This is a genomic window from Thermodesulfovibrio aggregans (genome assembly GCF_001514535.1).
GTDB classification, from domain to species: Bacteria; Nitrospirota; Thermodesulfovibrionia; order Thermodesulfovibrionales; family Thermodesulfovibrionaceae; genus Thermodesulfovibrio; species Thermodesulfovibrio aggregans.
Genome location: NZ_BCNO01000001.1, coordinates 60,310 through 85,052, shown reverse-complemented (window position 1 = coordinate 85,052; position 24,743 = coordinate 60,310). Strand labels below are relative to the sequence as shown.

At 35.0% G+C, this 24,743-nt stretch carries 19 protein-coding genes, 1 tRNA gene and 1 pseudogene; 7 read left to right on the top strand and 14 right to left on the bottom strand.

Going from position 1 to position 24,743, the window contains the following annotated elements; genetic code table 11:
* Positions 1-533: 533 nt before the first annotated feature.
* Positions 534-1,697, top strand: coding sequence for a metallophosphoesterase family protein (locus TAGGR_RS00405; protein ID WP_059175407.1), 1,164 nt, complete (start codon positions 534-536; stop codon positions 1,695-1,697).
* Positions 1,684-4,770 (top strand): AAA family ATPase, encoded by a 3,087-nt coding sequence (locus tag TAGGR_RS00400; RefSeq protein ID WP_059175406.1) that lies wholly within the window; start codon positions 1,684-1,686, stop codon positions 4,768-4,770. The genes TAGGR_RS00405 and TAGGR_RS00400 overlap by 14 nt, the downstream gene beginning before the upstream one ends.
* A 113-nt stretch (positions 4,771-4,883) precedes the next feature.
* On the opposite strand, the gene TAGGR_RS00395 is transcribed toward TAGGR_RS00400, so the two are convergent.
* Together TAGGR_RS00395 and TAGGR_RS00390 are read right to left on the bottom strand one after the other, a co-directional pair.
* Positions 4,884-5,714, bottom strand: a complete 831-nt coding sequence (locus tag TAGGR_RS00395; protein ID WP_059175405.1) for a DUF169 domain-containing protein — start codon at positions 5,712-5,714, stop codon at positions 4,884-4,886.
* A 66-nt stretch (positions 5,715-5,780) separates the two neighbouring features.
* A tRNA-Arg gene (locus tag TAGGR_RS00390) sits at positions 5,781-5,854 on the bottom strand.
* A 199-nt stretch (positions 5,855-6,053) separates the two neighbouring features.
* On the opposite strand from TAGGR_RS00390, the gene TAGGR_RS00385 reads away from it, so the two are divergent.
* From TAGGR_RS00385 to TAGGR_RS00375, 3 genes are read left to right on the top strand one after another with little or no spacing between them, the layout of a single operon-like run.
* Positions 6,054-7,352: a cytochrome ubiquinol oxidase subunit I gene (locus TAGGR_RS00385; protein ID WP_059175404.1), complete on the top strand. Its 1,299-nt coding sequence runs from the start codon at positions 6,054-6,056 to the stop codon at positions 7,350-7,352.
* A 2-nt stretch (positions 7,353-7,354) separates the two neighbouring features.
* Positions 7,355-8,377, top strand: coding sequence for a cytochrome d ubiquinol oxidase subunit II (gene cydB, locus TAGGR_RS00380; RefSeq protein WP_059175403.1), 1,023 nt, complete (start codon positions 7,355-7,357; stop codon positions 8,375-8,377).
* A complete protein-coding gene (locus TAGGR_RS00375; RefSeq protein ID WP_369688445.1) occupies positions 8,274-8,789 on the top strand; it encodes an RrF2 family transcriptional regulator in 516 nt (171 codons plus the stop codon). Before cydB ends, TAGGR_RS00375 begins: the two co-directional genes overlap by 104 nt.
* Here TAGGR_RS00375 and TAGGR_RS00370 read toward each other — a convergent pair.
* The 3 genes from TAGGR_RS00370 to TAGGR_RS00360 all read right to left on the bottom strand — a co-directional run bounded on the left by TAGGR_RS00370 (position 8,774) and on the right by TAGGR_RS00360 (position 11,743).
* Positions 8,774-9,328 (bottom strand): HD domain-containing protein, encoded by a 555-nt coding sequence (locus TAGGR_RS00370; RefSeq protein ID WP_059175401.1) that lies wholly within the window; start codon positions 9,326-9,328, stop codon positions 8,774-8,776. The two genes, TAGGR_RS00375 and TAGGR_RS00370, sit on opposite strands and share 16 nt — an antisense overlap.
* 12 nt (positions 9,329-9,340) lie before the next feature.
* Entirely contained in the window at positions 9,341-10,537 is a 1,197-nt protein-coding gene (locus TAGGR_RS00365) for an MFS transporter (RefSeq protein WP_059175400.1), read from the bottom strand.
* A 93-nt stretch (positions 10,538-10,630) separates the two neighbouring features.
* Positions 10,631-11,743 (bottom strand): cysteine desulfurase family protein, encoded by a 1,113-nt coding sequence (locus TAGGR_RS00360; protein WP_059175399.1) that lies wholly within the window; start codon positions 11,741-11,743, stop codon positions 10,631-10,633.
* 47 nt (positions 11,744-11,790) lie between these two features.
* Here TAGGR_RS00360 and TAGGR_RS00355 point away from each other — a divergent pair, with 47 nt between their 5' ends.
* Both TAGGR_RS00355 and TAGGR_RS00350 read left to right on the top strand, forming a co-directional pair.
* Positions 11,791-13,119 carry an MBL fold metallo-hydrolase RNA specificity domain-containing protein gene (locus tag TAGGR_RS00355; RefSeq protein ID WP_059175398.1) on the top strand — a complete coding sequence of 443 codons (1,329 nt, stop codon included), beginning with the start codon at positions 11,791-11,793 and terminating at the stop codon, positions 13,117-13,119.
* A complete protein-coding gene (locus TAGGR_RS00350; protein ID WP_059175397.1) occupies positions 13,067-14,275 on the top strand; it encodes a radical SAM/SPASM domain-containing protein in 1,209 nt (402 codons plus the stop codon). The genes TAGGR_RS00355 and TAGGR_RS00350 overlap by 53 nt, the downstream gene beginning before the upstream one ends.
* On the opposite strand, the gene TAGGR_RS00345 is transcribed toward TAGGR_RS00350, so the two are convergent.
* The 9 genes and pseudogenes from TAGGR_RS00345 to ftsW all read right to left on the bottom strand — a co-directional run bounded on the left by TAGGR_RS00345 (position 14,241) and on the right by ftsW (position 24,742).
* Positions 14,241-15,881: a radical SAM protein gene (locus TAGGR_RS00345; RefSeq protein ID WP_059175396.1), complete on the bottom strand. Its 1,641-nt coding sequence runs from the start codon at positions 15,879-15,881 to the stop codon at positions 14,241-14,243. The genes TAGGR_RS00350 and TAGGR_RS00345 overlap by 35 nt on opposite strands.
* A 388-nt stretch (positions 15,882-16,269) precedes the next feature.
* Positions 16,270-17,232 (bottom strand): annotated as a pseudogene (gene ftsZ / locus TAGGR_RS00340) (cell division protein FtsZ); the annotation flags it as partial.
* Between the two features lie 15 nt (positions 17,233-17,247).
* Positions 17,248-18,525, bottom strand: coding sequence for a cell division protein FtsA (ftsA, locus tag TAGGR_RS00335; protein WP_059175394.1), 1,278 nt, complete (start codon positions 18,523-18,525; stop codon positions 17,248-17,250).
* Positions 18,518-19,243 carry a cell division protein FtsQ/DivIB gene (locus TAGGR_RS00330; RefSeq protein ID WP_059175393.1) on the bottom strand — a complete coding sequence of 242 codons (726 nt, stop codon included), beginning with the start codon at positions 19,241-19,243 and terminating at the stop codon, positions 18,518-18,520. Before TAGGR_RS00330 ends, ftsA begins: the two co-directional genes overlap by 8 nt.
* Positions 19,233-20,144: a D-alanine--D-alanine ligase gene (locus TAGGR_RS00325; protein WP_059175392.1), complete on the bottom strand. Its 912-nt coding sequence runs from the start codon at positions 20,142-20,144 to the stop codon at positions 19,233-19,235. Before TAGGR_RS00325 ends, TAGGR_RS00330 begins: the two co-directional genes overlap by 11 nt.
* Before the next feature lie 69 nt (positions 20,145-20,213).
* The gene (gene murB / locus TAGGR_RS00320; RefSeq protein ID WP_059175391.1) at positions 20,214-21,107 is read right to left on the bottom strand and encodes a UDP-N-acetylmuramate dehydrogenase; all 894 of its coding nucleotides are present in this window, start codon (positions 21,105-21,107) and stop codon (positions 20,214-20,216) included.
* On the bottom strand, positions 21,104-22,474 hold the full coding sequence (gene murC / locus TAGGR_RS00315; RefSeq protein WP_059175390.1) for a UDP-N-acetylmuramate--L-alanine ligase: 1,371 nt from the start codon (positions 22,472-22,474) through the stop codon (positions 21,104-21,106). Before murC ends, murB begins: the two co-directional genes overlap by 4 nt.
* Complete coding sequence (murG, locus tag TAGGR_RS00310; RefSeq protein WP_059175389.1) at positions 22,461-23,570, bottom strand: undecaprenyldiphospho-muramoylpentapeptide beta-N-acetylglucosaminyltransferase; 1,110 nt, start codon at positions 23,568-23,570, stop codon at positions 22,461-22,463. Before murG ends, murC begins: the two co-directional genes overlap by 14 nt.
* Positions 23,567-24,742, bottom strand: a complete 1,176-nt coding sequence (gene ftsW, locus TAGGR_RS00305) for a putative lipid II flippase FtsW (RefSeq protein ID WP_153000401.1) — start codon at positions 24,740-24,742, stop codon at positions 23,567-23,569. The genes murG and ftsW overlap by 4 nt, the downstream gene beginning before the upstream one ends.
* Between the last annotated feature and the right edge of the window lies 1 nt (position 24,743).

Sequence of the window (24,743 nt, the reverse complement as noted above, 5' to 3'; positions counted from 1 at the left end):
AATTTTCTAAGATAAGAAATCTCCCTTACCAAAAGACTGTCTAAGTCTTTAAAGAATGCTGTCCTGAGTTTATCAATTAAATTTTATAACTCATTGAAAATATTGAACTTTATTTTTAAAAATGGCAATTTTTTGTACAACAAAAATCGCAATCTTTTGATTATTAGACAGTTTATATCTTGAAATCTTCTCTAACTGTCATATTGGCTGCTCTTTTACTCTCGATGCTCTGAATAGGGACTTAGCTACTCTGTCTGTCTAGTGATGTACCAGTCCTATGCTGTGTTTCATTATCCTGAAAGACTCCTCTGTCCTCCCGAGGCTGTGATAGGCTTTGAAAAATTGCTGTGCTGACAGATTTTTCTCTGCCCTGTGAACGCATTAATATTTATTTTAAGGAGCTTTAATGTAGATACACTCAAACTTAACTGCATCCTCTTATGAAGATAACAAAAATATTTCCACAACATTTCAATCATGAAAATAGTGCCTAATTCTTGTATAATTTAACTAATAAAAAGGAGAGGTGTGTTATGGCACTTAAGATTTTGCATACTTCTGACTGGCATCTTGGGAAAAACTTCAGGGAGACAAACTTTGACCTGCTCCCAATACAGAAGAAAATAATGGCAGAAATCATAGACATCACCAAATCAGAGAGACCACAACTGATACTTGTAGCTGGTGATATTTTTGATACCTATAATCCCTCTTTTGACGCTGAAAGACTTTTTTATGAAACAATCACTTCTCTTTCACAGGAAGGTTCTCTAATTGTTGCTGTTGCTGGCAATCATGATTCACCTGACAAACTCAGGATTTCAAAGCCTCTTATCTACGGTAAACATTCTATAGTAATCTCTGGAACTCCTAATGACATATTTGAGGAATATATTTTTGAAAACGAACACTATAAAGTTACTATTGAGAATAGCTTCTTAAAATTAAAGCTTAAAGATGAAAATTTGACCGTCGCTATAAAAGCAGTTGCCTATTTATCAGAGGTAAGAATGGGTTTAAGCGGAGATGATTTTGTAAAAAGTTTAGAGGATTATCTATCAAAGGAACCACAATTTAGCTGTGATTACTTTGTCTTTGTCTCCCATTTATATCTTCATGGTGCTCAAAAATCTGGCTCTGAAAGAATTTTTCAGGTAGGTGGAATTGAACATGTACCCTACGAGGCACTTCCAAAGAGTGCTGACTACATCGCTCTTGGACATCTACACAAATTTCAGAAAATCAATAATGCCGTATATTCAGGCTCCATATATCCCTTTGATGCTGGAGAAATTGAGCATAAAAAGGGAGTCTGCCTCTGGCAGGAAGGTTCTATTAGATTTATTGAATTTGAAAAAATTCCGAGAATAATCAAGTTAAAGTTTAACTCAATAAGTGATGCCATCAAAAACATCCCCAATGATGAAAATTTTTACTATCTTCTAATGGAGTCAAATGAGCCCTATACGCCGGGGCAGATAGAAAATCTCATTAAAGCATACAAAGACAAACTCGTTGGCTGGCAGTTTCAGTCTGAGATAATTGAGAAAACCGATACAAATATTGATATATCCTCTCTCAGTGATGAGCAGCTTTTTGTAACATTTTATAGATCAAAATTTAATGAAGAACCTGACGAAGAGTTGCTCAAACTCTTTATTGAATGCCTTGAGGAGGCAAGAAATGCTACCGATTAAAATTTATATTGAAGGTCTTAACAGCTATGCAGAACCTGTAGAGATAGATTTTACGAGATTTTACAGAAACAGAATCTTTGGTATCTTTGGCGACACAGGTGCAGGAAAATCAACCATACTTGATGCCATAATTCTATCAATTTATGGAAAAACTCCAAGACTTGGCTCAAATATAAGGGAAGCCATAAATCCACGCAAGCAGGAGATGTGTCTTAAATTTCAATTCAGCATAGCAGGAGATAAGTATCTTATAGAGAGAAACATCGGGAAACAGAATAAGATAAAACTTTACAGAGTAGAACATGATAATTTGGTTCCACTCGCAGAAAAGGAAAGAGAGTTCAGAGAAAAAATAAGGGATATCATCGGGCTTTCAGAGGATGAATTTTGCAAAGTTGTTATTCTTCCACAGAATCAGTTTGCTGAAATACTAAAGCTTGAGCCTGCAAAAAGAGCTGAACTTATCGGAAATCTCTTTGATCTTAATGTCTTTGGTGCACCTCTTTATGATGTAGTTGTTTCTAAATTAAGTGAACTGAAGGCTTCAAAGGAAGAAAGAGAAAAGAGGCTAAAAGAACTTGAAAGCATCACAGAGCAGTCAATAGAAAGCAAAGAAAAAGAGCTTAAGCAAGTCCATAATAATCTTGAGAAATTACAAAAAGAGCAAAAGACACTTTCAGAGAAACTTAAGATTTTTCAGTCTTTCATACAGCTAAACGATAGGAAAAAAGCTTTAGAGAGAGAAATCACTGAAATTATAAAGAAAACTTCGGAGATTGAAAAACTTAAAGAAAGGCTAAAAATTGATGAAGAACTGAGTCTGTATAAAGGATTTTATGATGAATGGCTTAGAGTTGAAAAATCAATAGCTGAGGGTGAGAGTCAAAAAAGTAGTTTTGACGAAACTTTAAAAGAACTTGATATAAAACTTGAAAGAAAAAGAAAAGAAAAAGAAGATTTTGAAGCACATTACAACAAAAAACAACCAGAGTTAATAAAGAAGCTCGCAGAGATTGAACAGCTTATTGAACTAAACAAAAGTTTAAGACAACAGGAAGAAAATCAGCGAAAAATAAACGATGAGATTACAACCTTAAAGAAGAATAAAACAAAAATTGAAAGAGAAATAGAAAAAACAAAATCCGAGATAGACAAACACTGGATAGAAATAGAGTTACATAAAAAAGATTTAAAACAACATGAACTATCAAAGGAAGAGGAAAGTCTTTATAAAACTCTTCAGAGTAATCTGCATCAGATAAAAAGACTTGAAGATTTGCAAAAGGAGATTCAGAATATAGACAAAAAAATAAACAAGGAAATCAAAGAGTTTGATGAAATTTTTGAAAAATTAAAAAAACTTCTTCAGTTAAAAATTGCTTTAAAAGTAAAAACATATGATGAGATAGAAAATAGACTGATTGAAGAGATAAATCGATTAAGAACTGAAAAAGAGCAAAAGGAAGCTGAACTTAAAGAGCTTGAGATAAAAAATCTTGCAGCAACTCTGAGCAAAAAACTTTCACCGGGTATGCCCTGCCCTGTTTGTGGAAGCAAGGAGCATCCCTCTCCTGCAAAAACGCCATTAGACAAAGAGATTAACAAAATTGAAATGGAGATAAGCGCTCTTGAGGAAATGCTCAAAAATTCTGAAAATCTTCACAATGAGATAAGGGGTGATTTAAACAAACTAAATAGCAAAAAAACTAAAATAGAAGAGTTTAAAACACAGCTTGAGGAAAAAACAAACCAAACAAAAGTTCTTGAAGAAGAGTTATCAAATAAAATCTCTCCCGAATACTGGAAAAAAGCTGAAGACACCTTTTTAAAGCTCAAAGAAAAAAGTGACAAATACGGTGCTATACTCAAAAGACTTACAGAGTTGAACAATATTTTCACAGAGAAGAACTCCTCTCTCAATGAGAAAAATAATGAATTGGCAAAGATAAATGCAGAGATTGATGCTCAAACAAAAAGACTTGAAGAATTGACAAAGCAAATCGACGAGCAAAGAATAAACTTATTTGAAAAAACTCAGGGAAGGCAGCCCGAGGAAATAAAGACAGAGACTGAGAAAGAACTTGAAACACTCAAGAAAAAAAGAGAACAAATAGAAAAAACACTCAAGGAATTGGAAGAAAATAAAAACAAGCTAAGCCTTAAACTTCAGGCAATAAACACTTCACTTGAAAAAGATAAAAAAAGAAAAGAAGAACTTTTTACCGCTCTAAATAAAAAAGCAGTGGAAAAGGGTGTTAAAGTTGATGAATTGAAGCAGTTTTTCATTGAAGAGAAGGAAAGAGCAAAGATTAAAAAAGAAATTGACGAATTTGAAAATACTTTAAAAACAAAGAAAGGTGAGTATGAAGGAATAGTAAAACAACTTGAAGAGCTACCAATAAAGAGCTTACCACCAGATGAGCCATCAAAGACAGAGACATTTCTCAATGAAATGAATAAAAAAATAGCAGAATCAAATCAAAGAATAGGAGCACTCAACGAACAAATAGAGAAAGAAAAACAGCAACTTATAGAAAAACAGGAGCTTACTAAAGAGATGGAAGAGATAAATAAAAAATTTCTCTACACAGAGTTACTTAAAAAACTCACCACAGGCAAGGAAATGGTCAAATTCCTTTCTTGGTATCTCTTAAAAGACATAGTAGTTGTAACCAATGAACTACTAAAAGAACTTATAGGGAAGAGATTTTTAGTAAATGTTCTTCCAAATCTTGAATTTACAATAACAGACCTTCTATACAACAAAGAAAGACCGGTGGCAACTCTTTCAGGTGGAGAAACATTTATACTTTCCTTTGCATTAGCTCTTTCCCTGTCTCATTACATTCAGAGCAGAAGAAAAAAATCCATTGAATTTTTCTTTATTGATGAGGGATTCAGCTCTCTTGACCGTGACCTTCTTGACTCTTTATGTAATGTTCTTGACAGGCTGAGGTCACAGGACAGACTTGTTGGACTAATATCTCATCTTGACGATTTAAAACAAATTATACCCGAATACATCAACGTTTACAGAGACAGAATAGGCAGTAGTAAAGTAGCAATAGTTTAGATAAAAGAACCAGACAGAAACAATATAGAGAACAGATGAATTAATATCATCAGACAAAATAAGAAAAGCAATCAATAACATGAACTATGTAGAGAGATCAAATTAGAATGAGGTCAAACTGATTCACTCTCATAAGCTTTAATTAAAGACAACCAGACATGTCTTTCAAGAAAACTTCCTTCAATATTTTCCTCCATCTGAAGAAACATCTTAAAAGGAACTGTAAAAGTAAAGATATAATCTCCAAGCTGTTTTTTTATAGCCTTTCTTGCAGAGAGATCTGTGAGCCCAACCACTGCTCTCTGTTTTTCCGATGCTGTCTCTCTATATGCATATATTCCTATCGTTTGACAGCCAGCACCCCATGGAATTATAACATTTTCAAAGCCTTCTCTTTCATAATTAGCAAGCACAACCAATGCTGAAAGCTGATGTGGATTCACAGGAAAAACAATAACTACAGGTTCTTCATCAGGATTAACATCTTTTAAAGGCTTGAAAATAACATACTTTGCAGGAATTTCCATCATTGGAAGTTGTTCAACAAACTTCATGACTCTTTCAGGTGATTTTAAGTATCTTTCTCCTTCAAGAAAGTCATCATAGAATTCTTTTGTTATATAAGATTTAATTTGTTCAGCAACATTTTTACCTTTATCCCATTCTTTATTACCATTAGAAAGAAAATAGGAGAAACACTCTAAACCTCCTGGAAAATCCAGATATTTGTTTCCAAAACCAAGCCCAACTCCTCCACCCCAGCAGCCATAGGTATTTCTATCAAATACCGCAACTTTTCCCTTTGCTGCACTGGCAAACATCCACATCACGCATCCCCATTTACCTTCCTTAAATTGCAGGGCATTTTCCGGTTTTTTATCAGACCATATTATTGCAACAGGATTTAGCTCCATTTTTAAGGATTTAGCTATCCTGCTATCCATCCTGTACCCCTTTCTTATTTAATTTTCTCTTAGTAACAATCTGATGAGCTTTTTCGGCTTTAAAAATGCCCCCTGCAGGGATCGAACCTGCGACACCAGGTTTAGGAAACCTGTGCTCTATCCTACTGAGCTAAGGGGGCTAAAAAGATTATATCAAAATCAAAATACCGATTTCTACCTGAAAAAATCCGTTTATGCCATTTCACTTTTCTGGAACTCTTATCCAAAATCCATAAAATCGCTCGAAGCAGCATTTTTCATCAGTCACTTCAATACTTGACAAAATTTTTAAAAGTGGATAAAATTAGTCAACAATTAATAAATTGAGGAGGAGTGATTATGGATACCGTATTATTAAGCAGGATTCAGTTTGCGGCAACCGCAGCCTTCCATTTCATCTTTGTTCCTCTGACTTTAGGACTTTCAATTCTTATAGCCTACATGGAGACTAAGTATTTGAGGACAGGTGACAGAGATTACCTGAGGATGGCTAAGTTCTGGGGAAGGCTGTTTATTATTAACTTTGCCTTAGGAGTTGTAACAGGTATTACAATGGAGTTTCAGTTTGGAATGAACTGGGCTGAATACTCCCGTTATGTGGGAGATATCTTTGGCTCACCTCTCGCTATTGAAGCAACTGTAGCATTCTTCCTTGAGTCAACCTTTCTTGGTGTATGGATTTTCGGCTGGAACAGAATCTCTCCGAAACTTCATGCACTATCTATCTGGCTTGTAGCTCTGGCAACAAATCTTTCGGCATTATGGATTTTGATTGCCAATGGATGGATGCAACATCCTGTCGGATATGTTATCAACAATGGACGGGCTGAAATGGTTGATTTCTGGGCAGTTGTAACAAATCCGTATGGACTTTTAAAGTTTGCTCACACAGTGCTTTCAGGATGGGTTGTTGCAGGATTTTTTGTGCTCGGTATTTCAGCCTATCATCTCTTAAAGAAAAATGAGACTGAATTTTTCAAAAAATCACTTAAAATTGGAGCAGTTTTTGCCCTTTTAAGTTCTATACTTGTTGCTGGAGTTGGTGATTTCCATGCAAAGGAAGTAGCACACACCCAGCCAACAAAACTTGCAGCAATGGAGTCTTTGTGGGAGACGACTAAAGATGCACCAATGTATTTAATTATTGTACCAGACCCTGCCAATGAGAAAAACTCTGTTGAGGTAATCGGAATTCCTTCTATGCTTAGCATACTTGCAGGTCAGAAGGAAGTTAAAGGTTTAAAAGAGTTTCCGCCTTCTGAAAGACCACCTGTTACACTTACTTTTTTTAGCTTCAGACTGATGGTTGGATTGGGCTTTCTTTTTATAATACTTGCACTGTGGGCACTGGTTAAGTTTAAAACCATTGAAAACAGAACTACTTTGCTGAGAATTCTTCTATGGTCAATCCCTCTTCCCTATATCGCAGGGCAGCTTGGCTGGATTGTGGCAGAAGTAGGAAGACAGCCATGGATAGTTTACGGATTGCTTAAGACAGCGGATGCTGTATCAAAGGCAGTTGAACCCTCACAGGTTGTTGTATCTCTAATTGGCTTTACTCTGTTTTATGGTGCCCTTGGACTAATTGATATTTACCTTCTTGCAAAATATGCAAGAAAAGGTCCTGAGGAGGTGTAATCATGGAGTTTCAAATTATATGGTTTGTATTATGGGGATTACTCTGGGCAGTTTACTTTGCCCTTGATGGATTTGACTTTGGAGCAGGCATTCTTTATCCTTTTATTGCAAAGGATGAAATTGAACGGAAAGCAGTAATACATGCAATTGGTCCTGTGTGGAATGGAAATGAAGTCTGGCTCATTACAGCAGGAGGTGCAACTTTTGCTGCCTTTCCAACCACTTATGCTTACATGTTTAGCTATCTTTATACGCCCCTTTTAATTATCCTTTTTGCACTGATATTAAGAGGAGTTGCAGTTGAGTTCAGACCAAAGGCTACATCAGAGACACAGAAAAAGTTATGGGATGCGGGTATATTTATCGGTAGTCTCATTCCTGCTTTGCTTTTTGGCGTTGCCTTTGGAAACATATTCATGGGACTTAAATTTGATGATGCCGGTTACTATGGAACACTTTTCAGCCTTATTAATCCCTATGGTTTGCTTGTAGGTTTGCTGTTTCTCTTTACTTTTATAGTGCACGGTGGATTGTGGGTTTCACTGAGAGTTCCTGAGACTCTCGCTGAAAAATCCGTGAGGACAGCTAAAAAATTCTGGTATCTTCAGGCAATCTGTGCGGTTTTATTTTTAGCTTTGACTGCGGTGTTCACAAATCTCTATGATAACTTCATAAAACTTCCATTCTGGTTTATAGTGCCTGCACTGGCTGTATTGTGTTTGCTTGGAACAGGATTTTATCTCATGAAAAACAAAAGAGGCAGGGCTTTCATCTCTTCAGCACTCTTCATCATAACCCTTGTATTCAGCGGAATTATTGGGCTTTATCCAAATCTCATTCCCTCTTCCATTGACCCTAAATACAGCCTGACCATCTTTAACTCTTCATCAAGTCCTTATACTTTAAAGATAATGACCATAGTTGTTGCTATCTTTGTTCCAATTGTTCTTTTCTATCAAGCATGGGCATATAAAACATTCACATATAAACTTACGGAAAAAGAGATTAAGGAGGAAGGCTATTAAGGGGCTTCAGATTACAAGAGAAACAGACTATGCAATTAGAACTATTCTATATCTGGCAGGGAGAGAATTCTATACTGCAAAGGCGGAGGATATTTCAAGGGATATGCAGATACCAAAGAGTTTTCTTATAAAAATACTGAAACAGCTTGAAAAGGCAGGACTTCTTAAACTTAAAAGAGGAGTAAGTGGTGGTGTGAGCCTTAAAAAGAAACCAGAAGATATAACTTTATATGATGTGATTGTTGCGATGGAAAAAACTGTAGCTCTCAATAGATGCGTAATTAATAAAAATGCATGTGGTTTTGTAAATCATTGTCCGGTGCATCCTGTATGGTTCAAAGTAAGAGAGAGGTTAATTCAGGCATTAAAAGATATTAATTTTTCAGGATTACTAACTCAGGGAGTTGCATAAGCAACTCCCTCAAATATCTTTAGCCACTCTTTAAATATCTTTACTTTTTCTTCACCGTATCTTGAGAGATCTTGGATTATTTCCTCTATAGTTCTTATCCTAACAGTTCCATCGGACTCTTTTGAGAAAAATTTATCCGCGTAAGCAATTATTTTTTCTTCCTTACTAACAGGTATCATATCGCGCTCTGGCAGAGGAAGTTTTTTATTTATAATCTCTTCCCTCGTAATTCCAACTCCTGTGTGTCTTTCGCAGACAAGTGCATGCAAAGGGAAACCTTCCTTTTCAAGAATCTGTCTTCCCAGATATCCATGAGCAATGTATGGAAATTTTCCATAGCAGTCAAGTTTTGGTGTGTTGGTCATAAAGATTCCAATATCATGTAGCATTGCTGCTTCGTAAATGAAACGATGGTCAACATCAAATTTTTCTGCAATTTTTAAGGCTTTTTCTGCAACCGCCTTAGAGTGATTTACAAGGATTATAAATGCTCTGCTTTTAGGGTCATAGTACTTTTTTATGACATCCAAAGGTTCCATTTTTTAATTATATCACAGTCTCCTCTTGACTGAAGGTAGAATTTTGAGAAATAGTACCCCTCCTGCAAGACATATTAATGAGTAAATCTCGAGTACTGCCTTAACACCAAATTTTTCAACTAAAACTCCGACAAGAAGATTGCCTATTGGCGTAAATCCTAGAAAAACAAAAGCGAAAAAGCTCATTACTCTTCCTCTGAGTCTTTGCTCTGTTTGATGTTGAATAAAGCTATTGCTGACAGTATAGAAATTAACAAAGGCAACACCGAGTAAAAAAGCAAATAACATTGTTAGATAAATATTATCTGAAAAAGCAATTCCAGAGAGTCCAATTGGAAACACCAAAGAAGCTCTAAAAATATGATTCAATTTTTCCTTTATATCTCTCTTTAAAGCTATAAAAATACCTGAAAGAAGAGAACCAACTCCTACTGAGGAGACAATCATGCTAAAGCCTTTTGCTTCAACTTTTAATATTTCTCCAGCTATTATTGGTAGCACTGTCATAAAGGAAAGTCCAAATAATGTAAAAACTCCCACAGAGCAAATTATATATAGAATTTGTCTGTTTTTAAGAATGAACTGAAATCCCTCTTTCAGGCTCTCTTTAAAGGAAACATGATTTGAGGTAGTTGAAAAATTTAATTTAATACTGAAAAGAATAAAAATAAGTGGCAGAAAGCTTAAAGCATTTAAATAAAAACACATGTGAAAACTTAAATGGGTTACAATAAATCCTGCAAGCATCGGTCCTACAATTCTTGCAATATTAAAAGAGATGGACTGCATTGCTATAGCTGAAGTAATCATGTCCTGATAGACTATTTCAGTTATAAAAGCCTGCCTTGCTGGCATGTCAAAAGCCGTAGCTATTCCGAGAACAAAAGAAGCAATGGCAATGTGCCAGATATTTATGAGATTTAAGTGGATTAAAACTCCAACTACCACAGCAGGTAAAGCTGAAAAAGTTTGAGTTGCTATTAAAATGTTTCTTCTTGGATATCTATCAGCTACCACACCTCCGAATAAAGTAAAAAGAAGTGTGGGGAATGAAGCAAGAAAGGAAATCAAACCAAGATAGAAAGCAGATTTTGTAAGAACATAAACAAGCCAGCTCTGTGCTATATGCTGCATCCATGTTCCACAGAGAGATATGATCTGACCTATCCAGTATGCCCTGAATTCTTTGATTTTCAAAGGATGGGACATTTTTTATTATATCATTGAATAATATGTTTAAAGAAAAAAGAGTTTCCTTTTATATGACTCGTCCTGCTTAAGAGATCATATAGCGATGGCAGCCTAAATTACATTAAGCTGCTGTTTTATTATTTCAATGGCACTGTTGACTTCCTCAAAGGTGGTAAATTTTCCGGTACTTATTCTAATTGAGGAAAGAGCTTCCTCTGAAGAGACACCCATTGAAAGCAACACATGACTTGGTTTTCTTATGCCTGCATGGCAGGCTGAACCTGCTGAGATTGCCACTCTGTCGGAAAGCTTTTTAACAAACTCAGTAGCTTCAATACCTTTTATTGAAATGTTTATCGTATTTGGAAGTCTTGGGGCTTTTGCTCCATTTAGCTTAATATCTGGAATTTCAAGAAGTCCTTTTAACAAAAGCTCTGTTACCTGATTCAGATGCTCTGTTATTTCATCAAACTCTTCATGAATTATCTCTGCTGACTTTCCCAAGCCTGCAATATAAGGAGTGTTTTCTGTACCTGGTCTTAATCCCTTTTCATGGGATGCACCAAAGAGCAATGGCTTTATGAAAAAATCTTTCCTGATGTATAGAGCTCCGATTCCTTTTGGTGCATAAAACTTATGTCCAGCTAAAGTAAGCATCGTAACAGGGATTTCTTTAACAGAAACCCTTACTTTTCCTATACTCTGAGCGCAGTCTGTATGAAAAGGGATTTGTCTTTCTTTAAGGATTTCAGCTATCTCCTTAATTGGCTGAATTACTCCAGTTTCGTTATTTGAGTGCATTATTGTAACAAGAATCGTGTCTTTTCTAATCGCCTTTTTAACATCATCAGGATCAACAAATCCATTGCTGTTTACAGGTAAAAAAGTAACATCATAGCCCATGCGTGCCAGCTGTCTGCATGGATTTAGAACTGACGGATGCTCAATTGAAGATGTAATAACATGACCTGAGTTGAAACAAAGAGCCCTTCCAAATATGGCAAGATTGTTTGACTCTGTTCCTCCTGAAGTAAAAATTATCTCCTCAGGCTCTGCATCAATGAGCCTTGCTACTTTTGCTCTTGCAGACTCAATAATCTCTCTTGCCCTTTTACCAGCAATATGAGAACTTGAGGGATTTCCGAATTCTTCAAAACTCTTTATTATTTCTTCCTTTACTCTCGGGTCTAACGGAGTTGTTGCATTGTAGTCAAGATAGATCATGCTATAAATTTATCAAAAAATATCCCTTTTATGCTATTATTTATTTCATGAAAATTCATTTTTTTGGAGCTACGAAAACTGTTACGGGTTCCTGTTTTCTAATTGAAAATGAGAAAGATACTATCCTCGTTGACTGCGGACTCTTTCAGGAAGATGAAAAAGAGTATCTGAACTATGAACCTTTTCCTTTTAATCCAAGAAAAATAAATATTGTAATTCTCACCCATGCCCATCTTGACCACTCTGCTCTTCTGCCAAAACTTGTTAAAGAAGGCTTAAGATGCAAAATTATAACCACTCCTGCCACAAAAGACCTTCTTGAAATAATGCTTTTTGACGCATTGAAAGTACAAAAAAATGAAAACTACAAACAGCCACTTTATGATGAGGAAAACATATACAGAGTTTTAAAACAAATCGAAACTCTACCATATCAAAAAACATTAAATTTCAATGGAATAGAGATAAAACTTTATGATGCAGGACATATTCTCGGTTCAGCCACTGTTCAGTTGAATTTTAACGGTAAAAAAATTGTATTTTCAGGAGACATCGGAAGAACCGGTTATCCTATTTTGCGAGACCCTGAACCTCCTCAAGAAGCAGACTACCTTGTTTTAGAGTCAACCTATGGAAACAGAGTTCATAAAGGACTTGAGGAAAGTATTAAAGAACTCATTCAGGCAATAAAGGATACCTTTAATAAGGGGGGAAATGTAATAATTCCAGCCTTTGCTGTAGGAAGAACTCAAGACTTGCTCTATATTCTCAACAGAGCTGTAAGACAGGGGCTTCTTCAACCAGTAAATGTTTATCTTGACAGCCCTCTTGCAGAGGAAGCCACAAAAATATATCTTTCCCATCCAGAACTCTTTGATGATGAAGCACTCAGAGAAATGAGAAATCCATCCCGTACATCCATAAAGCTTCACTTTGTTAAAACTGTAGATGAATCAAAAAAGCTAAATTCAATTAAATCAAATGCAATCATTATTGCAGGCAGTGGAATGTGTCAGGGAGGAAGAGTCATATATCATCTCTATCATAACATTGATAGAGAGGAATGCAGCATCATATTTGTAGGATTTCAAGCAAAAGGCACCCTTGGAAGAAAAATTGTAGATGGAGAGAAAGAAGTTTCAATTCTTGGCAGACTCATTCCTGTAAGGGCAAAGATTTACACAATAGGAGGTTTTTCAGCTCATGCTGATAGGGATGAACTCTTAAAATGGCTTGCAGCATTGAGGTCAAAACCAGAAATCTTTCTCGTTCACGGTGAGCCAGAGGTCATTGAGAGTTTTAAAGGAGCAATAGAAGAAAAGTATGGATTTAAATGCCAGATTCCAGAAAGGCTTTCTACCTATGAAATTGGCTGAGTACTATCTTAATGAAAACTTTTTTATAAAACTTATTGAGTTTCCAGCACTTTATAACATCAAAACAGACGAACTCTACAGTCTCAATGAAAAAGGATTAGAGATAATTCAGAACATTGAAGAGGGCAAAACTTTAAATATCAAAGATAAAGAGGAAAAGGAGTTTATAAACTACTGTCTGAATGAGGGAATATTAACAACAGAACCGCAAAAAAGAATTAAAACTCTTTTGAGACAATCGCCAATTCCTTCACTAAGATATCTTGAACTGCAGATTACAAATCAATGTAATCTTAGATGTAAACACTGTTTTGTTGATAGAGATACAGTACATAATCTCAGGTTTGAAAAAATTCAAAAAATCCTTAAAGAATTTGAACAGATGCAGGGATTGAGAGTTTTAATTACCGGTGGAGAACCTCTTATGCATCCTGAATTTGAAAAGATTAACGATTTTATAAAAGAGCTTCCAATAAGAAAAATTCTCTTTACTAATGGAGTTTTGCTCAATGACAATATATTGAAAAAACTGAATGTAGAAGAAATTCAGATAAGTCTCGATGGAATGAAAAAAGGACATGAAATCTTAAGAGGAAAAGGAACATTTGATAAAACAATTGAGGCAATAAAAAAAGCAGCAGATTACGGATTTCAGGTATCTGTTGCAACAGTTATTCATAAAGGCAATGTAGCAGAATTTGATGAGCTTGAAAACCTCATTAAGACGATGAAAATCCGAGAATGGACGGTTGATGCTCTTACAGTAACAGGTAGCCTGAAACTACATCAGCAACTTTGGGTATCACCTGATGAGGCTTACAAAATCATGCAAAGTTATGGATTTTCTGTAGAAGATCATCCACGATTAGAAGGCTTTGGATGCGGAACTCATCTACTTGCTGTGCTTGCTACAGGTCAGGCAGCTTTTTGCTCTTTTTATGAAGATGAACCAATAGGAAACATTGATGAGGGACTGGAAAATGTATGGAAAAGGAAAAAACAGATAGTGCTCAAAGAGCTTGAGTGTGCAGAGCTTAACTGTCCCTTTCTTGAGGAATGCAGGGGAGGATGCAGATTCAGAGCAACTGTTCTAAATAGAAAAGAAAAAGCACCTGATCTTTTTAAATGTTATCAGTTTGGCAGGCTAAAGCCTTAGCCTTCTCATACTCCTTCCATAAGGACTCTTTGGTTAATCCTTCATGTTCAATAAAATCCCAGGGCAGATAGTCTTCAAATGACTTTGTTTCATAGAGTCTGTACTTTACCTCATCAAGAATTTTCCCAAAGTTTTCTCCCTCTGAAATCTTCTCAATCACTGAAATTGCCTGCCTTGACCCCCTTGCAAAATATCCTTCCATATAAGAGTATTTTGGAACTTCATGAACAAGCTTAAATCCTTTAATAGCCAGGGTATCCCTTTTCAATTTTTTCAGTTTCTCTTTTACTCTTTCATAGTCCTCCATTCTGTGCCACTGAAAAGGAGTAAAAGGCTTTGGAACAAATACGCTCACACTTGCCGTTATTCTGCGAGGAAAAATTACACGAATTTTTTTAATAAGTTTAACTATATCATCAACATCTTCATCTTTTTCAAAGGGAAGTCCGATCATAAAGTAAAGTTTGAGAGTTTCAATGTTAATCTTTTTAAGTTCTTCAACTATCAATAGAAGATTATCTTCAGTGATTTCTTTTTTTATTATCTTTCTTAATCTTTCAGAACCTGCTTCAGGAGCCAATGTAATAGTTCTTTGCGATGAAATATCTTTAAGTATATTAAAAGTTAATTTATCTGCTCTCAAGGAAGTAAAAGATAACTCAACTCCGTCAATTTTTAGTAATTCCTTTAAATCACTGTAAGCGGTTAGTGATGGTGCTATTATTCCTATTTTAGAGGGTTTTAATCTTTCAATGGTTTCTTTTAATTTTTCAAAAGAGGCTTTTCTTACAGGTCTATAAATATGTCCAACAAGACAGAAGCGACAACTGAAAGGACACCCCCGCATACTCTCTAAAAGAAACATATTTGAAAAAACAGCTTCGTCTGTAATTATCTGGGAAAAATTGAATTTTTCTGAAAATTCCTTACAGTAAACTTTTTTAATCTTTTCTGGAGCATTATTCCATAAAATCCTTCTTCCTGTTAACTTTTCTTCAAAATATACTTCTTTGTATGCTTCTGGTATATAGACCCCCTCAAGATTAATAAGTTGTTTCTTTAGATTTATCTTGAATTCCTCTTCATAGGAACCTTCTTTAACAGATTTGTAAGTTTCTATAAATTTATCGACTACTTCTTCAGCCTCACCAATAAAGACAACATCAAAGATATTTGCAACGGGCTCGGGATTACTGAAACATAAAACTCCACCAGCAACTAAAAGAGGATAATTAAAATCTCTTTCTGAGACATTATAAGGAATTTTACTAAGTTTTAGTATTTTTAATATATTCGGATAGTCATTTTCAAAGCAAAGGCTAAACGCAAGAACATCAAAGTCATAAAGAGGTTTTTTTGATTCAAAAGATACAAGGGGATTATTTACAAAATCCTCTTCTTTCTCTGGGAGAAAAGCTCTCTCGCAGACAACATCTTTTCTTTCATTGAAAAGTCTATAAACACTCTGAAATCCTAAGTTTGATATGCCTACCTGATAGTAATTTGGATATATGAGACATATCTTTACTCTGCCACCATGCTCTTTAAAAATTGTGCCCTTTTCTTTTTCTAATAAAGCATCAATTCTATCAAATATTTTTCTCATTCAGTATCTTGTATTTCTTTCTCAAATAAGCTGGAATGTCGAGCTCATCTTCTATATCTGAAGGAATCTCTTTTGAAGGCTCTTTAAGAGTTATTGAAGTTTCGGAGTCTTGATTTTTTGGTTTTTCTTCATTTGAACTTTGAACTTTGAACTTTGAATTTCCAGAGAGGGACTCTGTGCTGGCTTCAAAATTAACAATTTCCGTATTCTCAGAAGAAGTGGTTAATGACTTCTCTGAATCAGATTGATTTTCAGAACTCTTGGTGATTGAATCAATATTTAATGAAGAGAGAGAATTGATGTTTTTTGAAATAATTCTCTTTGTCTCTTTTAATTGTATATTGTTATTTTTTGGCATCCATTTCTCAGTTGAGCTTATGTTTATATCCTCAGTTTTATCCTCAAAACCAGTTGCAATAACTGTAACATATATTTCATTCTCTATATCAGACTTAATTACAGTCCCAAAAATAATGTTTGCCTCTTCATGGGCAACATCATATATAGTTCCTGCAATTTCCTGCACCTCATCAAGAGTAAGGTCAAAGCCTCCTGTAATATTAATTAGAATTCTCTTCGCACCTTCTATGGATGTTTCTTCAAGTAGTGGATTATTTATTGCTCTGCGGGCTGCTTCAGATGCTCCCTCCTGCTTTGTGCATGTTCCAAGACCTATTACAGCTTTACCAGAGTTCTCAATAATAGTTCTTACATCTGCAAAGTCTCTATTTATAAATCCAGGGCTTAAAATAAGATCTGAAATTCCCTGTACAGCCTGTCTTAAAATATCATTAGCAATTGCAAAAGACTTTACAAGAGGAGTTCCCTTTTCAACAACCATGTGAATTCTGTCATTGGGAATTACGATTATTGTATCTACATACTTTTTCAATTCTTTTATTCCAACAACTGCATTGTGAAGTCTTTTCTTACCTTCAAAATAAAAGGGCTTTGTAACAACCGCAACAGTTAGTATTCCAAGTTCCTTTGCTAAAGAAGCAATAACTGGTGCAGCACCTGTTCCTGTTCCTCCTCCCATGCCAGCAGTTATAAAAATTAAGTCTGAACCTTCAATACAGGAAAGAAGTGTATCCCTGTCTTCTAATGCTGATTTTTTACCGAGTTCAGGGTCAGAGCCTGCTCCAAGACCTTTTGTCAATTCCTTTCCAATCTGAACTTTCACAGGAGCTAACGATATTTCAAGATGCTGTATATCTGTATTTACTGCAATGAATTCAACTCCGTAAACACCTGCAGAAATCATTGTATTTACAGCATTTGTTCCAGCACCACCAACTCCTATAACTTTTATCTTTGCTATAGGTCTTTCAACTTCCTCAAGTTCAAACATTTTCATCCTCCTCTTTTATGTAATTTTTTTAATTTTTCTCTCAAACCATGTAGCAATTTTATCAAAAACTTTTTCAATGCCAGTTGATGATTCATTAAGGGTACCTGTTCTAATTGCATAGATTATTGTTCCTATAGTTGAAGAAAATTGAGGATTGTAAATCTCTTCTAATTCTTCATATCCAGCAGGATTTTCATTTAAACCAAGTTCATTAGCCATTGCTATAATTCCTGCATCTGGCTTTCCCACTCTAACAGGCATTGATAAAAATCCCTCAGCCAGAGAAACAAAACCCTGCATAAGAGCTGTTCCACCTGTAAACACTGCGGAAGATATAGAAATATCCTCAGAGATTAAATCAACCTCTTTTTTAATGATTTCCAATATTTCCTCGCATCGTGCATAAACTATTTCTTTTATTACATTAAATGGAATTTTAATAGTTTGTTTATCCAATCCAACAATTTCTATCTCATGTTGATTTCCATTAAATTTCAAACTACCAAAACTTATATCAGGTATTGCAACTCCAAATTGAGTTTTTATTCTCTCTGCTTCTTTAAATGGTATTTTTAAACCTATTGCTAAATCGTTTGTAATGTGATTCCCTCCAATTCCGTATGTGGCAATATGTCTTAAATAGCCATCGTAAAATATTGCAATATCAGTACTGCCTCCGCCAATATCAACAACTAAAGTTCCGACTTCTCTATCATGTTCTGTAAGAATAGCTTCAGATGAAGCTATGTTCTGTAAAACAATCTCTTCAACATCAATACCTGCCTTATTGCAACAGGTAACAAGATTTTGAATATGAGAGGATGAAGCTGTTATGATGTATACTTTAGCTTCAAGTCTTAATGCTTTCATTCCCACAGGATCTTTTATTCCATTTACTCCATCTACGATGAACTCAACAGGTAAAATATGAACTGCCTGAACATCAGAGGGAATTTTCATAGCAGTTGCTGCTTCAATTGCCAAATCAACATCCTGCTCTGTTATTTCTCTTTTTTTTACTTTGATTGCTGCATCACTGTACATACCTCTTGTGTCACTTCCTGATGCACAAACATAAGCTTTTCTTACCTTTAACCCCATGTTACTTTGTATATCCTGTAAAGCTCTCTTAATAGAACTAATCATTGCCTCCATGTCAACTATCTTACCTTTTTTTAAACCAGCAGAGGGATAACTTCTTATAAAACCAATTTCAAGTCTTCCGCCTACAATTCTTGCAAGGGCAAGAGCAATTTTTGTTGTTCCTATATCAATTACTAAAATCTCACTCATATTTCAAATCCTGCTGCACTGGTTTTACTATTACTTTGTCAGGAAATCTTAAATCAATGTATTGCACCTTTAAACCTCTTTTTTCAATTTCCGAGTTAACGACAAGATATTTAGCAAACTTTGTCTCAAAGTCTCCTTTACCAACGATAATTGGAAAATCATTAATATGAAGAGTAAGACTCTCAGGATTACTACCTGATATGATTATCTCTTCTTCAGGTTTTACAAAACCTTTATTATGAATGAAATTCAATAATTTAACAGCTTCTTCAAGAGTTTCCCTGTTTTTAAAGGGGTCAATATTTTTTATTAAGGGCAAAAATAAAGGCTTTTGATTTTCTGATACCTGAATCTGTTGAGTAAAATCCTCAAGAACTTGAGCTTCGTAATCAATCAGATAGGCTTTATCATTAAATATAGCAATAGCAACTGGAGAAGATTCTTTTATGTAGATAGTAACAGTACCATTCAAGTCCTTTCTTATTATCGCATCCTTTATCCATGCTATTTTTTTCAATCTCTCATATAAAGTCTTTGAAGATGGATAAATTATTGAACTTCCCTCCTTGATAGCTATAACTGCTCTGATCTCTTTTTCAGTAAGATGTTTGTTTCCAATTATCACGATATTCTTTACAGTAAATCCCTTAAGGACTAAAAACAATAACACTAAAACAAAAAAAGCTATGGTGAAAATTATCCACTTTTTACTTTTCATCTTTTAATGCAAGTTCCAGAATCTCTTTAACAAGAGTTTTAAAATCATAACCAGCAAGAGATGCTATTTTGGGCAAAAGGGAAGTCTCTGTCATTCCAGGTATTGTATTTACTTCAAGTACATAAGCATTACCTGCATAATCAACGATCATATCAACTCTTGTAGCACCCTTACATCCAAGTGCCTGATGAGCTTTAAGTCCAAGTTCCTTAAGTTTTTCATAAAGATTATCATCTATCTCTGGAGGAAGTATATAATCAGTCATACCCTTTGTATATTTTGCTTCATAGCTATAAAAGCCCTTTTTAGGTCTTACCTCAACTCCTCCAAGAGCTCTGTTTTCAAGCACTCCAATGTGAATCTCTTTCCCTTCAATGTATTTTTCAACAATTACTCTATTTCCATATGAGAAAGCATTATTAAGAGCTTCATTCAACTGTTTTTCATCTTTTACAATATTTACTCCCACTGAAGAACCTTCGTGAGCAGGTTTTACAACACATGGAAAACCAATAGATTCAAGGTTGAAGTTTGAGGTTAAATAATCTCTTTTATGAATTACTTTAAAAGGAGGCACGGGAATATTGTGATAGATAAAAACTTTCTTTGTTACTTCCTTATCCATTGCTATAGCTGAAGCAAGAACATCTGAACCTGTATAGGGAATTCCCATAACTTCAAGCATTCCCTGAATTCCACCATTTTCTCCCCAACCACCATGAAGCACTAGAAAAGCAACATCAATTTTTTCCTCTTTTATCTTTTCACAGAGGTCATTTCCTGCATCTATAAATACCACATTAAATCCAAGTTCCTTTAAAGCATTAAATACTGCCTGACCACTTCTAAGAGATACCTCTCTCTCTGATGATATACCTCCTGCTATTACACCAACCTTCATAAATGCCTCCTAAGACCCTTCGGGTTATTCAAATGCCCTTCGGGCAATTAATAATTCAAAATTCAAAGTTCAAAATTCAGGGTTCAAAATTTTTATCTCAGGCTCTAACTCAATAGAAAAAAGTTTGAACACTTTTTCTCTTACAATATCCATAAGCTTTAAAAAATCAGCCGATTTGCCCCTGCCAGCATTAATAAAATAATTAGCATGAACGGGACTTATCATTATATCTCCAACTCTCATTCCTTTTAATCCTGCCTTATCTATTAAAGCACCTGCCGAGTATCCTTCAGGATTTTTAAATACACAACCTGCTGATTTTTCTCTGAGAGGTTGAGTCTGCCTTTTCCTCATCAAAAAATCCCTCATTTTTTTAAAATTTTCATTACTTCCCTCTACCAAACCGAATACGGCAGATTTAATAATCCAAGAATCAGGCAGTCCTGAACTCCTGTATTTAAAATTGATATCTTGCTTTTTCATAACTTTAGTTTCCAAACTATCATTAATAACTTCCACTTCTTCAAGAGCATCTTTAATTTCATATCCAAAAGAGCCTGCATTACCTCTTATTGCACCACCAACAGTTCCAGGAATACCAATAAGACCCTCCATGCCAGATAGATTTTTCTTTAAACAAAAAGCAATAAGCCTTTGAAGTCTCACACCTGCTGAAACCTTAATCTTAGAAAATTTCATCTCTATTCTGTTCATTCTCTTTGTATTGATGATCACTCCTCTAAATCCATTATCACTTACAAGTAAGTTACTACCTCCTCCTATAATATAGTAGGCTAATCCTTCGTTTTTTATTACCTCCATCAATTCCTGAATAATATCTTCTTCCAAAAATATCAATAAATCTGCCAATCCTCCTATTCTGAGCGTTGTATATTCAGCAAGAGGCTCATTTTTTCTATAAATAATCCCTTTTTCTTTACAGAAAATCTCTATATTTTTCATAGTCTCTCTAAAAGAGTTTCGCCAATTTTATAAACATCTCCTGCTCCAATTGTGAAAACAATATCCCCTTCTTTTAACTCTCTCAAAATATCATTTTTAATTTCTTCTTTGTCGGGATTAAACCTAACATTAACACCAGCTGTCTTAAGTTTTTCATACAAAATCTCTCCAGTTACACCTTCAATCGGTAGCTCACTGGCAGGATATATATCCATAAGAAATAAAACATCAGTGCTTCTTAAAGTGCTCTTAAATACTTTTATGAAATGTTCCATCAGATCTCTTGTTCTTGTATATCTGTGAGGTTGAAAAACTACACAAAGTCTCTCTGGTTTCAACCATAAAGCTGTTTTAAGCACTGCTTTTATCTCTGTAGGATGATGTCCATAGTCATCGTAAAACTTTATACCTCTTTTTTCTCCCTTAAATTCAAATCTTCTGCCAATTCCTTTAAAGTTTTCTAAGGACTCCCTAACTTTTTCTAAGGGTATAGACAGTTCTTTTGCCACCACTATAGTTGCCAGAGCATTCAAAACATTATGCTTTCCTAAAACAGTAATAGTAAATCTTCCAAGAGATTTATCTTTATAAAATGCTTCAAAGGAAACCTTTGGAAGTAAATACTCAATATTTTTTGCATAAAAATCAAAATTGCTATCAAATCCGTATGTTACATATCTTCTTGTCAAATGAGGAATCAAATCTCTTATGTGCCTGCATTCTCCACAGAGAATTGAAAGACCATAAAAGGGAACTTTATTTGCAAATTCAAGAAAGGCTTTTTTAATTCTTCTAAGATTTTTGAAATAATCAAGATGTTCTCTATCAATGTTTGTTATAACAGAAATAGCAGGATTGAGCTTTAAAAAACTTCCATCACTTTCATCGGCCTCAGCAACTAAAAACTCACCACTGCCAAGCTTTGCATTACTTCCAATTGACTTTAGCTTTCCTCCTACCACAACTGTAGGATCAAATCCTGCATCATTTAAAACAGTTGCAATCAGGGATGTAGTGGTTGTTTTTCCATGAGCCCCTGCAACCAGAATAGAGTATTTTAGCCTGCAAAGCTCAGCAAGCATCTCAGCTCTTGGAATAACAGGAATACCAAGTTGCTTTGCCTTTATAATTTCTGGATTATCAGGCTTTACTGCAGAAGAAAATACAACCACATCACTTTCATCAATATTATCTTTATTATGTCCAATAAATATTTTTAATCCCATACTTCTTAATCTTCTCACCGTATCAGACTCTCTTATATCAGAGCCTGTTACAGTATACCCCATATTGTGAAGAACTTCTGCAATACCACTCATTCCAATCCCGCCAATACCAACAAAGTGAATTTTTTTATACTGATACATCTTTCCTCCTCATCAAACTTTCAGCAATTTCTACGATTTTTTCTCCTGCTTTTGGTTTCCCAAAGGCAATGCTTGCTCTTTGCATATCCTTTATAATGTCTGGATTATTTAAAACCTCAATAATCTTTTTTGCAAGACTCTGTCCACTGAGGTCTCTGTCAAGAATAAGTTCACAGGCTCCGCGACTGAGAAGTCTGCGAGCGTTTATTTCCTGATGATTATATGCAGCATAGGGATAGGGAATTAAGATTGATGCTTTACCAATAGCTGTAATCTCTGCTAAAGTAGAAGCTCCTGCCCTTGAAATCACTAAATCTGCCACACTGTAAGCTTCTGCCATTTCATATATAAATGGCAAAATTGTTGCTTTAAATTGAAAATTTCTATACTCAGTAGAAACCCAGTTATAATCATGCTCACCTGTCTGATGAATAATCTGAATCCTATCTTTAATAGAGAGCAAGTATGGAAGAGCTTCTGTCATGGCTTTATTTATTTTTCTTGCCCCAAGACTTCCTCCAAAAACAAGTATAGTAATTTTTCCATCTTCTAAGCTGAAAAGCCTTTTTGCTTTTTCTGTATCTGCCTGTAAGATTTCTTTTCTGATTGGTGTCCCTGTAAGATAAACCTTTTGTTTTGGAAAGTAATCCATTGTTTCAGGATAGGTTATGGCAATTGCTGAAACGAATCTTCCAAGTATTTTATTTGCAAGTCCTGGAACAGTATTCTGTTCAAGAATAATCGTAGGAATTCTTCTGAAAGAGGCTGTTAAAACAACAGGAAATGAAGCATATCCACCTACACCAAAAATAACATCAGGAGAAAAAGAGTTTATTATACTTTTTGACTCATTCATTGATCTGAGTAGACTAATTAAAGTCTTAATTTTCTGTCCTGCAGACTTTCCAATAAATCCTTGAATTGATATAAATTTCAACTCATATTTTGTTTTAGGAATAATCTTTGCTTCCAGTCCTTTTTGTGTTCCTACAAAAAGAATCTTTGCTTCAGGATATCTCTGACTAATACAGTCTGCAAGAGCTAATCCAGGAAAAAGATGTCCACCTGTGCCACCACCAGCTATTATAACTTTCATGAATATCTTCTACCTCTCCAGTATCTGTATGTTCTTGGTTTTGTTTTTCTCTGAGGAACAACTTCTGGCACACTTACAGTTGAACTGTATCTTGAGAGATTAAGTAAAATTCCCACACCCATAAGATTGACAACCAGAGAAGAACCTCCATAACTGATAAAAGGAAGTGGAAGCCCTTTTGTTGGTGCCATACCAGTAACAACTGCAAAGTTTATCAATGCCTGAATTGAAATCATTATTGTAATTCCTAATGCAAGAAAATAATTAAAAGGCTCTGACTGTCTTGTAGCAATACTAAATCCTCTCACACATATCAAAAAAAACAAAATAACCACAGAAACAGCGCCAATAAATCCCATTTCTTCTCCAATGTGAGCAAATATAAAATCTGTGTGTATCTCAGGTAAAAAAGCAAGCTTTTGCTTACCTTCTCCAAGTCCCTGTCCTGTAAGTCCTCCACTTCCAAGAGCAATTAATGACTGAACAAGCTGAAATCCGCTACCCTGAGGGTCAGCCCAAGGGTCAAGAAAGGAAGTAATTCTTTTCCATCTATAAGGTTCCCTAGCAAGATAAATTACAACCGGAATCGCTAATAAAGATGTAGCCAGAAGATAATGTAATCTCACACCTCCAATAAAAAGCATTACAAAAGTAATTATTCCAAGTGTCATAGCTGCCCCAAAATCAGGTTGCTTTAAAAAAATCAGTTGAAAAATACCCATCAAAGCTATGGGAATAATAAAATGCTTAATACTGTCTTTGTTATAGCTCTCTCTACTCATGTACCAGGCAAGAAAAAAAACCATTGCAAGCTTTACAAGTTCTGAAGGTTGAAAAGAACTGGGCCAGAGCCTGATCCACCGCCGAGCTCCTCCTGCGGTAACTCCCAAGGAGGTAAAAACTGCTAAAAGCATTAAAAAAGAAATAATAAGCAATGGAAAAACAAGTTTTCTTAGTTTTTCCGGTGATAAAAAAATAAACAGGATCATAAAGAAAAAACCTACGATTAATGTGAAAAGCTGTCTCTGTAAATAAATCATTCCCCCTTTATCTGCATATTTTGCTTTAATAGAGGATAAAACAGAAGTTGAGCTGTAAACTGCAATAAGTCCAATTACGATAAGTAAAATGACTATAACTATAAGTGTTTTATCAATAGAGTTTTTTTTCATG

What these genes read in the sequence shown, in the direction of transcription:
- TAGGR_RS00405 (WP_059175407.1), top strand. Translation starts at nt 534, where the DNA reads ATGGCACTTAAGATTTTGCATACTTCTGACTGGCATCTTGGGAAAAAC.
- TAGGR_RS00350 (WP_059175397.1), top strand. Translation starts at nt 13,067, where the DNA reads ATGGATTTAAATGCCAGATTCCAGAAAGGCTTTCTACCTATGAAATTG.
- ftsA (WP_059175394.1), bottom strand. Translation starts at nt 18,525, where the DNA reads ATGAGTGAGATTTTAGTAATTGATATAGGAACAACAAAAATTGCTCTT.
- murB (WP_059175391.1), bottom strand. Translation starts at nt 21,107, where the DNA reads ATGAAAAATATAGAGATTTTCTGTAAAGAAAAAGGGATTATTTATAGA.
- TAGGR_RS00365 (WP_059175400.1), bottom strand. Translation starts at nt 10,537, where the DNA reads ATGTCCCATCCTTTGAAAATCAAAGAATTCAGGGCATACTGGATAGGT.
- TAGGR_RS00385 (WP_059175404.1), top strand. Translation starts at nt 6,054, where the DNA reads ATGGATACCGTATTATTAAGCAGGATTCAGTTTGCGGCAACCGCAGCC.
- TAGGR_RS00395 (WP_059175405.1), bottom strand. Translation starts at nt 5,714, where the DNA reads ATGGATAGCAGGATAGCTAAATCCTTAAAAATGGAGCTAAATCCTGTT.
- TAGGR_RS00360 (WP_059175399.1), bottom strand. Translation starts at nt 11,743, where the DNA reads ATGATCTATCTTGACTACAATGCAACAACTCCGTTAGACCCGAGAGTA.
- ftsW (WP_153000401.1), bottom strand. Translation starts at nt 24,742, where the DNA reads ATGAAAAAAAACTCTATTGATAAAACACTTATAGTTATAGTCATTTTA.
- TAGGR_RS00355 (WP_059175398.1), top strand. Translation starts at nt 11,791, where the DNA reads ATGAAAATTCATTTTTTTGGAGCTACGAAAACTGTTACGGGTTCCTGT.
- murG (WP_059175389.1), bottom strand. Translation starts at nt 23,570, where the DNA reads ATGAAAGTTATAATAGCTGGTGGTGGCACAGGTGGACATCTTTTTCCT.
- TAGGR_RS00400 (WP_059175406.1), top strand. Translation starts at nt 1,684, where the DNA reads ATGCTACCGATTAAAATTTATATTGAAGGTCTTAACAGCTATGCAGAA.
- TAGGR_RS00325 (WP_059175392.1), bottom strand. Translation starts at nt 20,144, where the DNA reads ATGAAGGTTGGTGTAATAGCAGGAGGTATATCATCAGAGAGAGAGGTA.
- cydB (WP_059175403.1), top strand. Translation starts at nt 7,355, where the DNA reads ATGGAGTTTCAAATTATATGGTTTGTATTATGGGGATTACTCTGGGCA.
- TAGGR_RS00370 (WP_059175401.1), bottom strand. Translation starts at nt 9,328, where the DNA reads ATGGAACCTTTGGATGTCATAAAAAAGTACTATGACCCTAAAAGCAGA.
- TAGGR_RS00330 (WP_059175393.1), bottom strand. Translation starts at nt 19,243, where the DNA reads ATGAAAAGTAAAAAGTGGATAATTTTCACCATAGCTTTTTTTGTTTTA.
- murC (WP_059175390.1), bottom strand. Translation starts at nt 22,474, where the DNA reads ATGTATCAGTATAAAAAAATTCACTTTGTTGGTATTGGCGGGATTGGA.
- TAGGR_RS00345 (WP_059175396.1), bottom strand. Translation starts at nt 15,881, where the DNA reads ATGAGAAAAATATTTGATAGAATTGATGCTTTATTAGAAAAAGAAAAG.